The sequence below is a fragment of the Mesorhizobium sp. M0062 genome, from assembly GCF_040323125.1.
Lineage (GTDB): Bacteria > Pseudomonadota > Alphaproteobacteria > Rhizobiales > Rhizobiaceae > Mesorhizobium.
The window spans coordinates 293,021-305,358 of sequence record NZ_JAMYUO010000002.1 but is presented as its reverse complement, the minus strand read 5'-3'; the positions used below and the strand labels follow the sequence as shown (position 1 = coordinate 305,358).

9 protein-coding genes are annotated in these 12,338 nt (G+C 60.5%); 4 read left to right on the top strand and 5 right to left on the bottom strand.

The window, feature by feature from the left end:
• Positions 1–154 precede the first annotated feature (154 nt).
• The 3 genes from NKJ64_RS03670 to NKJ64_RS03660 all read right to left on the bottom strand — a co-directional run bounded on the left by NKJ64_RS03670 (position 155) and on the right by NKJ64_RS03660 (position 4,339).
• The gene (locus tag NKJ64_RS03670) at positions 155–1,261 is read right to left on the bottom strand and encodes a glycosyltransferase (protein ID WP_023671792.1); all 1,107 of its coding nucleotides are present in this window, start codon (positions 1,259–1,261) and stop codon (positions 155–157) included.
• A 1-nt stretch (position 1,262) separates the two neighbouring features.
• Positions 1,263–2,861 carry a GumC family protein gene (locus NKJ64_RS03665; RefSeq protein WP_031243977.1) on the bottom strand — a complete coding sequence of 533 codons (1,599 nt, stop codon included), beginning with the start codon at positions 2,859–2,861 and terminating at the stop codon, positions 1,263–1,265.
• A 218-nt stretch (positions 2,862–3,079) separates the two neighbouring features.
• On the bottom strand, positions 3,080–4,339 hold the full coding sequence (locus NKJ64_RS03660; protein ID WP_023751290.1) for a VpsF family polysaccharide biosynthesis protein: 1,260 nt from the start codon (positions 4,337–4,339) through the stop codon (positions 3,080–3,082).
• A 379-nt stretch (positions 4,340–4,718) separates the two neighbouring features.
• On the opposite strand from NKJ64_RS03660, the gene NKJ64_RS03655 reads away from it, so the two are divergent.
• Positions 4,719–5,822 (top strand): acyltransferase family protein, encoded by a 1,104-nt coding sequence (locus NKJ64_RS03655; RefSeq protein ID WP_352461992.1) that lies wholly within the window; start codon positions 4,719–4,721, stop codon positions 5,820–5,822.
• A gap of 42 nt (positions 5,823–5,864) precedes the next feature.
• Here NKJ64_RS03655 and NKJ64_RS03650 read toward each other — a convergent pair whose 3' ends face one another.
• Positions 5,865–6,848: a glucosamine inositolphosphorylceramide transferase family protein gene (locus NKJ64_RS03650; RefSeq protein WP_352461991.1), complete on the bottom strand. Its 984-nt coding sequence runs from the start codon at positions 6,846–6,848 to the stop codon at positions 5,865–5,867.
• Between the two features lie 664 nt (positions 6,849–7,512).
• On the opposite strand from NKJ64_RS03650, the gene wecB reads away from it, so the two are divergent.
• From wecB to NKJ64_RS03635, 3 genes are read left to right on the top strand one after another with little or no spacing between them, the layout of a single operon-like run.
• Positions 7,513–8,667, top strand: coding sequence for a non-hydrolyzing UDP-N-acetylglucosamine 2-epimerase (wecB, locus tag NKJ64_RS03645; RefSeq protein ID WP_352461990.1), 1,155 nt, complete (start codon positions 7,513–7,515; stop codon positions 8,665–8,667).
• Positions 8,660–9,997 (top strand): UDP-N-acetyl-D-mannosamine dehydrogenase, encoded by a 1,338-nt coding sequence (gene wecC, locus NKJ64_RS03640; RefSeq protein ID WP_023671799.1) that lies wholly within the window; start codon positions 8,660–8,662, stop codon positions 9,995–9,997. The genes wecB and wecC overlap by 8 nt, the downstream gene beginning before the upstream one ends.
• Complete coding sequence (locus NKJ64_RS03635) at positions 9,994–10,797, top strand: WecB/TagA/CpsF family glycosyltransferase (protein WP_023725122.1); 804 nt, start codon at positions 9,994–9,996, stop codon at positions 10,795–10,797. The genes wecC and NKJ64_RS03635 overlap by 4 nt, the downstream gene beginning before the upstream one ends.
• A 40-nt stretch (positions 10,798–10,837) precedes the next feature.
• Here the strand turns inward: NKJ64_RS03635 and NKJ64_RS03630 are convergent, their stop codons facing one another.
• Complete coding sequence (locus NKJ64_RS03630) at positions 10,838–12,277, bottom strand: lipopolysaccharide biosynthesis protein (RefSeq protein ID WP_023671801.1); 1,440 nt, start codon at positions 12,275–12,277, stop codon at positions 10,838–10,840.
• Positions 12,278–12,338: the final 61 nt, after the last annotated feature.

Sequence of the window (12,338 nt, the reverse complement as noted above, 5' to 3'; positions counted from 1 at the left end):
TGAGGATAAAACGCGGGTTCCCTGTTGTTACCAACTCCGGGTAAATTGATGTTAAAGATCATGATTGGATTGGGAGTAACCGGCCTATGTTGGCGGCGTCCTGTCCCATCAATGGCGGATTCCTGTGCCGCCGCAAGCCGATCCATGCGCTAATTCAGAGCAACGCCTCGTACCGGTCTCCGATCTTTTCAATTTCGAAATCCGCCGCCCTGCTTTTCAGGATCGCGGCGGTTGTCGGCTGGTCGAGCATTCCGGCCATCGCCACTGCCAGGGCCGCGGCATCGCCGACCGGCACCAGGGCGCCGAAGCGGCCGTCATCAAGTATTTCGCGCGGGCCGTGCGGCGCGTCCGTGGAGACCACCGGAATCCCCGCTGCCATGGCCTCGACCAGAACATTGCCGAAGCCCTCGCTGGTCGATGATAGGACGAACAAGTCAGCTACGGCGTAGCAGGCCGCCGGATCATTGACATAGCCCGCAAACAGAACGTCTGCGCCGATACCGGATTCTTCGGCATAGGCGCGCAGCTCGTCGGCCAGCGGACCCTCGCCGAAGATGACAAGCCGGGCCCGGCGGCCGGCGCGCAGCACAGCGAAGGCCCGCAGCAACGTCCAATGATCCTTAACGGGCACCAGGCGTCCGGCGGTGATGATGATGGGGCCGTCGCCCATCGCCGCGAGCTCTGCCTGCCAGGCGTAGGAGCGTTGCTGGGATGCCGCAGCCGGCGGCAGCGGGTTGTTGATGACCACGACCTTGGATTTCGGGAAGCCTCGGGCCACAAGATCGCCGCCGACACCCTCAGAAACCGCGATGGCCCTGGTGGCGCGGGCCGCAACCAGGGCCGAAAGCCAGACCGCCATTTTCGCGCCAAGGCTGCCGGAAGGCAGTGAGGCGGCGGCGTGGAAACTCGGGAAGAACCGCGCCCTGCTTCGCGCGAGGGAAAGCGCCAGCGCCACGACCAGATTGGCGAATTCCGGGGCGCTGTAGATCGCGTCGGGAGAAAGGCGGCCAAGCAGGCCCGCGCTTCGCACGATGCCTTTCAATGTCGCCCACTTGCCATAACCCTCGCCGCGAATGGGGAGGCCGAAATCGACCAGATGCACGGCAGGCGAAAGCAGGGCGGCATTGGGCCCCTGCGCGTTCCAGGTAAAAAGCGTGACGTTGTGGCCGCGCGATGCCAGCTCGTTCGCTATCAGGACGAACACACGCTCGGCGCCGCCGCCCCTGAGGCTGGCAATGTGAAAGACAATCCGCTTCGCCATTTCAGGCGCGGCTGGCAATGACGTCCGGGCGGTTCGGCGGAAGACGCATGTCGCGCACGATACCCAGGGTAATGGCGAGCAACATGCCGAGGATCATGCCGCCAATGGCCCCCAGGCCGATCATCACGACCGTGCGCGGGGGCCATGAACGGCCCTTTGGCGGCACTGCGGTGGAAATCACCTGCACATTGGTGCTGTCGATCTGTTCGCGCTCGGTTATCTGGCGTGCCCGCGACAGGAAGCTTTCATAGATAGCCGTCTTCGACGCGGCGTCACGTTCAAGTTCACGCAAGGCGACCTCGGAATCGCTATCCGAGAACACGTTGCCCTTCAAGTCATTCATCTTGGCATTGAGGGAGGCCGACGAGGTTTTGGCGGCATCGAGATTGACCTTCGCCAGGCGCAGGGTGCGCGCGTATTCGGCGCTGAGTTGCGCGCTGACCGTGTTGTACTCCGTCTTCAGCCTGACGATCGACGGATGACGGGGGCCAAAGGTCATCGACTGCGAATCGATCTGCTGGCGCAGGCCGTTGGCCGTTGCGCGCAGCGCCACAAGCGCCTCCGACGTGGCGGGACCGGAATTGGTGCCGTTTGCGCCGGCGGCAAGCAGGGCGTCGTAACTTGCCTGCGCGGCGATGACGCGCGATTGCGTCTCCACGATCTGGCCGTTGAGCTGGGTCATGGTTTGCGAGGAAACAAGCTGCCCATTGCTGGTGGCCAGATTGTGGCTGCGCCTATAGGCCTCGACCTTCTCTTCGGCCGCCTGCACATCGCTCTTGAGCTGGCCCAGCCGCCCGTCCAGCGCGGCCGCGGCACGGCTGGCGCCGGAAGCCTCGGCGCTGGCCAGCTCTTCCTGGAAAGTCTTGACGATATCCTGCGAAATCAGGATCGCCTTGGCGGGGGTTTCCGCCGATACCATCAAGGTCGTGACAAACGACTTTTCATCCGCGATGCTGCTAACCCGTTCCGCCAGGTTCTTCAGGGCGGTAAGCTTTGGGTCGGGTTTGGCGCCGTCCGTCCCTGTGCGGCTTCGGTCCGCGTCGAAGAACTCCGGGTCACTGGCCAGGTCAAGATCGTCTACAACACGTGAAAGCACGCTGCCCGAGGTCAAGATGCGCTCTTTGCTGCGCGCGCTGAGCAGCTGTCCATCGACCTGGGCCGATTGCGGGTAAAGATCGTTCGGAACAACCTGAAGATTGGCGGGATTGATGAGGATGTCCGTGGTCACGGTGTAGCGCTGCTTGCTCAGCAGAGCGTAGGCACCGCCGATGATCCCGCCGGCGATTGCCAGCAGGCATACCAGAGCGAGGCCGGCGCGCAGCCAGACAAACAGACGCCCGAAATCGAGTTCGAGAAAGGTTCCGATCTTGTTGAGCGTCACCGTCGTGACGGGCTCGGCTACAGGCGGCGCCACGGGTGCAGGCGACACAGGGGCCGACGTTACAGGGGCCGACGTTACAGCGGGTGCCGCCGCATGTGCCATGATCGGCGCGGTTTGTTGCGGCTTTGGCCTGCTGGCGCGCCGCGCATTTTCGATCCGTTCATAGGGGCTAATGCCGGCGGCGGCCGCGGCTGGAGGAGGACCGGAAGCGGCGGACATCATGCTAACCCTTTAATATTCAATACGCACAGCCTGCTTTACGGAAACATCGTTAACATTTCATTTTCCAGGCGTGTCAGGCGCGTTCCGGAACAGCGATCTATCCACCCTTGGTCGGTATTCTGCCACGCCCGTCGTAGCCTGGCAAAGCGTGCAGGCGTTTCAAATGGAAATACAAGAGGTCGTCGCGAGGGCACCCGCAAGGAGCGGGCTTGGCGTCATGTCGCTGTTGATGCTGGTTGGCCTTGAAGGGGCGTGCCGAGGCGCCCATCCGGCTTTCGATAAGCGAGCAACAAGATGACGAGCAGCATGATATCCGGCGCCTTCGAAGAAAGGGCATTGTTTGACAATGCCGCGAGAATGGACGCGGCCGCTGCGATATGGGCGGCCCGAGGCGTATTGCGCAGGAGCTTGAAAAGGAACCGGAAGAAAGCAAACGCGAAGAGCAGGGCGATCGGCAGGCCGAACAAAAGCGTAAGAACGACCGGCGTGCTTTCGATGAAGGGGAGGTTGAGCTTTTCGTTGACGATCTTCAACAACTCGTTGGGATTCATGCCAAGCAGGATGTCCCTCCATTCAACGAACTTGAATACATCGTAGATCTTGACGCGCGCGTCGTAATTTTGATCAAAGAGCGTGTTGCTGAAGCGGTTCAGCAGCCCCGCCGAAAAGAGTATCGCAATCAGTATGGCGCCACCGGCCAGCGTCAGCATCAGCACCAGGAGTTTGGCCTGGCGTTGATGTCTGGGTGACAAGTCCGGCCAAGGCAGGAACACGAGCAGGAACAGGATCTCGCCGCAAGCGAGCAGCAGGGCGGTGCGCGCGCCCGAAGCGGCCGTGCCGATGAAGAGAATGAAGATGCAAAGCGCGCACACCCAGATACGCCACCGCGTCAATGCAACGAAACCTATGGCGGTGGTGCAAAGCGCGCCCAGCGCCAGCGGATGGGCCGACAGTCCGATCGGCCGAAAGTCCAGCTCAACGAGGGGATAGGGCAGGAATCGATGCTGGGTGACGGCCTCGATCGTTCCGATGATGGCGCTGAGGACGATCATGCCGACGATGACATTGCCAAGCGCCCTGCGCACATGGTCACCCAAGGCAAGCATGATCATCGCCGCGGCACAAGAGACCAGATAGGAATCGATTATGAAGCCGGCCGAGCCGGCACGGCCTATCACGAAGAGATAAGGCACCAGCCACAACAGCAGCAGCGAATATAACAATGTCGCCTTGAACAGCCTGACTTCATCGCCTTCGAGCCGAATTGGCCGGGTCGTGGCGATGACGACAAGCAGCAGAAAGATGGCATAGGTCCCGATATGCAGCTTTTCGGGAAACGACCCCCCCTCCGTCGAATAGGACATCACCATATTCATCAACTGCGGAGAGATGGTCGAGCGGAGCAGGAAAGCGAAGGCCGCGAGGAGAAAGAACAGGAGTGTGAGGGCGTCTTGGCGGCTGGCCTGCGCGGTCACGAACTGTTGCTCTGTGGGGGTGACACTCACGATTATCCGACCAGCGTTGCGGCTTGCGATTGAGATGGCAGGGGACGAACGCGCCCCCGGGTACATTTTCCTGCACGAACGTAAAGGAATATGGATAACCCGATCTTAACAGTGGCGATGCCGGGCATGGGCCGCCACATGTCAGCTTTGCCGAAAAGCCGGACACCGCTCATTGAAATCTCACCAAAGTGCGCCGCGTGGGAACGAATGCACGCAATGCACTTGCGCGACATGCATCGGCAGCCGGATTTACGCTATTTCGTGAACTCGGTAACCCACACTTAATTGGCCGGTCGTATTGATGGCGATGCTTTGCACGGCGCCCGACGCGCTGCCTGTGGACGGCACAATGGCATCAGGCGCCGGCAAAGCGCAGGAGATCAAGGTGAAGAAATTCTATTCGATTCAGTATCTTCGCGCCTGCGCCGCCTTGCTGGTTCTGTTCGCACACGCCTTTTCCTATCAGATTGGCGTGGACAATCTGATTATTGTGACGGCGGGCCGCCTGGGCGTCGTTCTGTTCTTTGTCATCAGCGGTTTCATAATGGTCCATATTACGGGAGATGGTCCGTTTTCCGCTGCCACCTTCCTGAAACGCCGAGCAATCCGGATCATCCCCCTTTACTGGCTTTTCACCAGCCTCGCCGCGGTTCTGGCGGCGCTCGCGCCAAGTCTCTTCCAGAAGACCGTCTTTACATGGCCCCACTATCTTCAGTCGCTCCTCTTCATTGTTCACGAAGCGCCTGGACGGGATAGCGCCAGTCCAATCCTCTCACTCGGCTGGACGCTCAATTACGAGGTATTTTTCTATATCGCTTTTGCGGTGTTCGCATTCCTGTCCGTGACCTCGCGCGTATTTGTGCTGACGGTCTTTTTCATTGCGATGTGGATATCCGGGCTGTGGCTGGCTCCCACCAACCCTGTTATCCAGTTCTATCTCAACCCTTCTCCGGTGGCATTCGTAATCGGCATGTGGATAGGGCGGCGCTATTTGGACGGTGATTTCACTTCCGACATACGCCATGCCTGGATATTCGGCGTAATGACCGCTGCAGGCGTGGTGCTTTCATTCGTCGATGACGGTACGCCGCTCTTGGGTCAGATCAGCTTCGCGGGACAAGCAATGTGGGCGGCGGGCCTGCTTCATCTCAGCCTCATTCTGGAGCCGAAACTCAAGCACTGGAGCCTTCTCGAGCAGTTGGGCGACGCTTCCTACGCGCTTTATCTGTCGCATATCTTCGTGATCGGCGCTGTGGCGTACCTGGCCAGACGCACCGTCGGATACGAGCATCCGACAACGGTATGGTTGGTGTCGGTGGTCAGCATCGTGGCAGCCTGCCTCGTCAGTCTGGTGATTTACGAGATGATCGAGAAGCGGATTCTTCAGACCCTGAACGGCAGAAGGAAGACGAGAAACACACCGCTTCCTCATATTGCCACGGAGAACAAATAAGCAGGTCACGCAACGGGACGCTCACGGCTTTCAGCGCTTCAGTCAGCCCGCGCTGTCCACGACCTCGACATTGCCGGCGCGGTTAAGCGTATGAATGCCCGTGCGTGCCCATGCTGGACCCGCGCCGATCGGCCGGGGCGAGGCGAAGCGGACGTCTGACGCGTCGAGTCGCTCAAGCTGCATCAGCCCCAGACCACCGCCATAGGCCCTCGATCCGTTCTGCACCGGCAGCACCAGGGCATCGTCCTGGCGGATAAAGGCGCCGCCCGGCCGGGTGGCCGAATGATCGACGGCAATGGGATTGAGCGGATGGGCGACCCATGGCCCGCGCAGCGAGGGCGCGCAATAGACCGCCATCGTGTCCGACGCGCTGCCGTAGCCGAACCGCTCCGTTCCAACCAGCCAGAAGCGACCGTCGGATTCGAGCAGCGTCGCGTCGTTGAAATCCCTGTCCGTCATCAGCACCGTGTCGCGGACCCAGCGGTCGGGAAACTGCGCGGCGCGATAGAGCACAAGTTCGCGAGCCGAACCACTTTCGGGGATCATGAAAATCTCGCCATCGTGTGCGAACACCTGCGGATACGACAGGTGGTGCGCTTCCTCCAATACAACCCTTGGAACACCGAAAGTGCCATCGTCACCGAGCTCGGCGACGGAAATCACGCCGCGACTCGTCGCGTAGGGGAATTCCTCGACAAACAGATGATGGCGGCGGTCGGTCTCGAAGACGAACGGGTCGGCATAGAAGCGTTGGCCATCGTCCGGCAGGACTGTGAACGGTTTGCCGTCGAGTTGCCCGGTTTCGGCGATGCCTGGTCCGTCGATCACCCGATAGGCAACCTGCCAATAGAAGGGGCGTCGTCCCCGCCTGATTTTTTGCACGGCGCGATCGATCAAAGCCCTGCCGAAAAGGGGCACATAGTGTCGAACAAAACTGCCGTTCTTCAGGATCGGCACCGGGTTGTCGCTTACCGGCACAAGCTTGCCCGCAAAGAAGCGGGCGACGGTTTGCATGATCAGCGACATGGCGCCGGCGAGCAGGTCGTTGCAGCTTCGGGATAGCCAGAGCCTGTCTGCCAGCATCGGTCTAGCCTGGGCCACGACAACGCCATCGAGGCGAGCGCCAAGTTCAGGCAATTGTCCGCTCGCCAACATTGCGGCAACGCCGGCTGGAAAGCTGTTGCGACCGCAAAATTCGAGCCTCAGGACTGGCGCGTCTTGCCCCGTTGCGCTGGCAGTGAGATCTATGACGAGGTCCGGAGGGCCGCGATCGATGGGCGGCAACGGCTCGGACCGGCCCGCCAGCGAGGGACCGAAACGCCGGCTCTCGATCGCCAAGACAGTGTCCAGCCCCCGAGCGGTTGGCGCCGGCGCCGGCGCGTGGCAACTCGAGACCACGTAACCTGCCGCATCCAACCGCATAAAAAGCTCATTTTCCCAGCGCCGGGATCCGACGGCGTGGCCGATGATTAAAATATTAGTCAACCCAAGTTATTCTCGTTAAAGCAAAAATGGCTTGCTCTGGTATCTTTCCCCACAGTTCCTGGCAAGGGTTGCCCAAGGGGGGCTGCGGACTCTAGCGTTAATCATACGTTAATTTTTTTGAACACGAAGGCGGTTCAGGGCGCTATTGTTAGGCTGAAAGCACATGTCAGCCGGGCGCCCACGCTTTCGGTGACCAGGGTCAACCATGAACGCCGTTTCACATCCGAACTTGCCCTCAAGGCGAAAACTGCTGATCGTGTTCGGCACGAGGCCGGAGGCGCTCAAATGTTTTCCGGTGGCGCGCGCCGCGCTCGCCCATCCAGGCTTTACCACGGAAATATGTGTGACGGGCCAGCATCGCGAGATGGTCGATCAGGTCATTGAATTGACGGGCCTGCCGGTGCACTACGATCTCAACATCATGCAGCCAGGTCAGACGTTGTTCGACGTGACCTCGCGCGTGCTCCTCGGAATGGCGGGGGTGCTGGAGAAGGCGAAGCCGGACATCGTCATCGTCCAGGGCGACACAACCACCGCGATGACCGCGGCTCTAGCTGCCTTCTACAAGCGGATTCCGGTTGCCCATATCGAGGCGGGATTGCGCAGCCACAACATCAACTCTCCCTTTCCGGAGGAACTGAACCGCAAGATTGCCGGCAACATCGCCACTTGGCATTTTGCGCCGACCACCGAGGCGCGCGACAATCTCATCGCCGAAGGAAAGGCTGCGAACACCATCTTCGTAACCGGCAATACCGTGATCGACACGCTGCTGCATTTCTCCAGCGAGATCGATGCCGACAAGCTGATGAACGCCAAGCTCGCCGCTCGTTTCCCCTTCATCGATCCGACCAAGAAAATGATCCTCGTCACCGGTCATCGCCGTGAGAATTTCGATGGCGGCATCCAGAGGATCTGCACCGCGCTGAAGGCATTGTCGGCGCGCAGGGATGTGCAGATCATCTACCCGGTCCATCCCAACCCGAATGTGCGCTCCGTGGTCGACGCCGAAATCGGGACGGTGCCGAACATCCACCTGATCGACCCGCAGGACTATTTGCCGTTCCTGTACCTGCAGAAACAGAGCTACCTGGTGTTGACCGACAGCGGCGGCGTGCAGGAAGAGGCGCCTTCACTCGGCAAGCCGGTGCTGGTGATGCGGGAAAACACGGAGCGACCCGAAGGGATCGCCGCTGGTACTGCCCGGCTGGTCGGTACCGATATCGAAAAAATTCTGGCCAATGCCAATAGCCTGCTCGATGATGAGAGCGTCTATCGCGGCATGGCGGAGAGGCACAACCCATACGGCGATGGCCAAGCTGCGACCCGGATCGTTGAGGAATTGCTGAATCATGGCTGAAATCAAAACCGTTTCCGTTATCGGCATGGGCTATATCGGCCTGCCGACCTGCGCCATTTTTGCCAGCCGCGGACTCGAAGTCATCGGTGTCGATATCAATGAGGCGGTGGTCGCGAAGGTCAACCGCGGCGAAATCCACATCATCGAACCGGACCTGGATGGTTTGATCCAGAAAGTCGTCGCCAATGGCAAGCTCAAGGCATTCAGCACGCCTCAGCCGGCCGATGCCTATATTATTGCCGTTCCAACTCCGATCACCCCGGACCGCAAGCCGGATGTCAGCTACGTGCTTGCGGCAGCGCGAAGCATCGCTCCGGTGCTAAAACGGGACGACCTGGTGGTGCTGGAATCAACATCGCCGGTCGGCACGACGCGCGTCATGACAGCGCTGCTCGCGGAACTGCGACCCGATCTCAAATTTCCCGTTGCGCATGGCGAGGAAGCTGACGTCCTGGTCGCCTACTCTCCCGAGCGCGTGCTGCCGGGAAAGGTGCTGACCGAGCTGATCAACAATGATCGCTCGATCGGCGGACTGTCCCGAAAGTCTTCGGAGCGGACAGCGGCACTCTATTCAAGCTTCGTCGCCGGCGACCTGTTCATAACCCAGGCCGAAAGCGCGGAACTGGTTAAGCTGACCGAAAATGCGTTCCGCGATGTCAATATCGCCTTCGCCAATGAGCTTGCGGCGGTGTGCCAGGATCTATCGCTCAATGTCTGGGAGGTAATCGATCTCGCCAACCGGCATCCTCGCGTGAACATCCTGCAGCCGAGCCCGGGCGTGGGCGGCCACTGCATTGCGATCGATCCGTATTTTATCATCGACGCCGCACCGAACAATACGCGGCTGATCAGTTCGGCACGGCGCATCAATTCCGAGCGACCCTTGTCGGTGGTCAGGGACATCGAGGCATTGCTCGACCCGACCCGCAACCAGACGATCGCCTGTCTTGGCCTCAGCTTCAAACCCAATATCGACGATATGCGCGAGAGCCCGGCTGTCGAGGTTGTTAAGCTTCTGTCCAAGATTCCCAATATCAAGATCGTCGCTGCCGAGCCCAATGCGCGTCAGTTGCCACACGAGCTCGAGGGCAGCGGCATCATGTTCACCGATGCACTTTCCGCTATTGACCAATCCGATATCGTCGTCCTGCTGGTCGACCATCGACAATTCAATCTGATCGATCCCGAAGCGCTCAAGGACAAGAAGCTCGTCGACACACGAGGCCTGTGGACCTGGCGCAAGGCGCGCAAGCCCGACGCCCGCATCGAAGGCAAGAAATCCGAAATGGAACGCTCGCAGTCTCTCGCTCGCACCGGAGAAGCGGCATGAACTCGCATGACCCGGCATGGGCGCAACACTCCCTATTGGCATCACGCCGCCGCGAGTTTCTCGGTGCGACCATCCATGCGCTGACCATGGCCGAGACGCTGGCCATCGCAGACGAGGCGATGGCGACGCGGCGACCGCTTCATCATGTTGTCGTGAACGTCGCCAAGCTTGTGAACATGCGCAAGAATGCCGAACTGCGCGAGGATGTCGTCGGGGCGGATATGGTCAATGTCGACGGCAAAGGCGTGCTTTGGGGCGCGCGGCTCTGCGGCGTCGAGTTGCCGGAGCGTGTGACCGGCGTCGACGTCATGATCAACCTGCTTGCGCTGTGCGCCAAGCGTGGCTATCGCCCCTACCTTTTGGGCGCTGAACAGCACATTCTCGACGCAGTTGAAAGCCGACTTGCCAGAGATCATCCGAGCCTGGCCATTGCCGGCCGGCGCAATGGGTATTTCAAGGCGGAGGAAGAGGCCGCGATCGTCGAGGCCATCAACGCTTCAGGTGCCGACTGCCTGTTTGTGGCGATGCCGACGCCGAGCAAGGAGCGCTTTCTCAAGCGCTATCGCGACGTACTCGCTCCGAGTTTCGTCATGGGCGTGGGCGGCAGCTTCGACGTCTATGGTGGAAAGGTCGCCCGGGCACCGAAACTGGTTCAGGCGGCCGGCCTGGAGTGGCTGTTCCGCGTGGCGCAGGAGCCGCGACGCTTGTGGCGCCGCTACTACGATACCAACACCGCCTATGCACTGCTGCTGTGGCGTGAGTTCTGGTCTCGCCGGGGACGCCGAAACGTCAATCCGTAAGCTCGCGACTTTCAGACAAGCATGCCTCATAGCGCGGGATTTATGCGATCCGGAGCCGTGCCCTTAGCTTGCCGATGAAATGCGTCACGGCCGCGGGGTGAAACAACCAGGTCAGTCCCAGGAAAGCCGCAGCGCCGGCGACGCCGCCCGCCGCGAGCGGAAAGATCGCCGGCATATAGCCCAGCGCAGTGCTGGCGAGGCTGGCGGCCAATCCGGTGCAGATAGAAATTATGATTGAGACAGCGATGTCGCGCCAGGGCACCGGCACCGGCGTGAGCCTCTCGGCGATGACGATGCAGGCTGCAAGACCTGCCAGCGATCCGCCCGCCAACGCCAACGCCGCGCCAACCTCCGCCATGGTGGGAATCAACAGAAAAGACAGTGAAATCGTTGCCACCGAGCCGAAGGAATTGGCGATGATCAGCAACCACGGCCGCTTATGTGCGTGCACCACGACGCCATAAACGAAGCTTGTGAGATTGGCACAAAGAACGCTGAAGGCGATGATCGGGAACAGCAGGCCGAAGCGACCATGATATTCCGCGGGCAGCAGGAGTCGCGTGATGTCGCCGCTGAGCGCGATAAGCATTGCTGCGACCGGCAGGCAAAGGCGTATCATCAAGGCCATGAGTTGCGACAACAACCGCCCGGACGCCTCGGATCCCTCTTCGTCGAAGCGGCTGACCACTTCTGGAAATGCGCCCATGTTGATTGCGTTGGCGACCATATCGATCGGCTGCCGAGCCAATGCGTAGGCGGCTGCGAAGACGGCCACCGCGCCGGCATCGTAGTAGAGCTTGAGGAAGACGCGTTCAGCGCTGTTGAGACCGAAACCGACCAGCGCCATGATGACCAGGGGCACGCCGAGGGCAAAAAACTCCTTGTGGGTGAAGCGCGGCGGGCCGCCAATAACGCGCCCGGATGCCACCACGCACGCCACGATGCCGGCAATCAGCACGGCGAGGCTCGAGCCGAGCGATACCGTCAGAAACGAGCGTTGGAAGATAAGGATGGCGGCGATCGGCAAGGCGAGTTGCAGCAGGCCGCGCAGATATTCAAGCATCGAATAGAGGGAATGACGCTGCTGCATTTGCAGCACCGTCAACGCGAACCGGCTGATGGAGCCGGCAATCAGATAGCTGCAGACGGCGATTGCAAATTCGATCCAGCGCTCCGGCACGATCACCGCCGAGGCGATCACGGATATGATCAGGGCCAGCACCGTGGTGACAAGCAATACCTGTCCGGCAAGCATCAGGCTGCCACGGCTGACGTCGCCTTTTCCGCCAAGCCGCAACAAGGCAATGCGCAGCCAGTTGGTAACGGCAACATCCGTCATTTCGCCCACGGTGACCACCAGGGTCAGCAGGCCATACTCCGTCTGGTCGATCAGCCGCGTCATGACGACCAGCAGGAGCAGAGCGGAAACCCGCGTCAGCAGAATAGCTGGGCCATAGATGAGTGTGGAACGGAGCAGCAAAGGGTTGTTCCCGGAAAATTTGCCGTCGATTAATCGTTGACCGACGGGAATTCCAGCACGA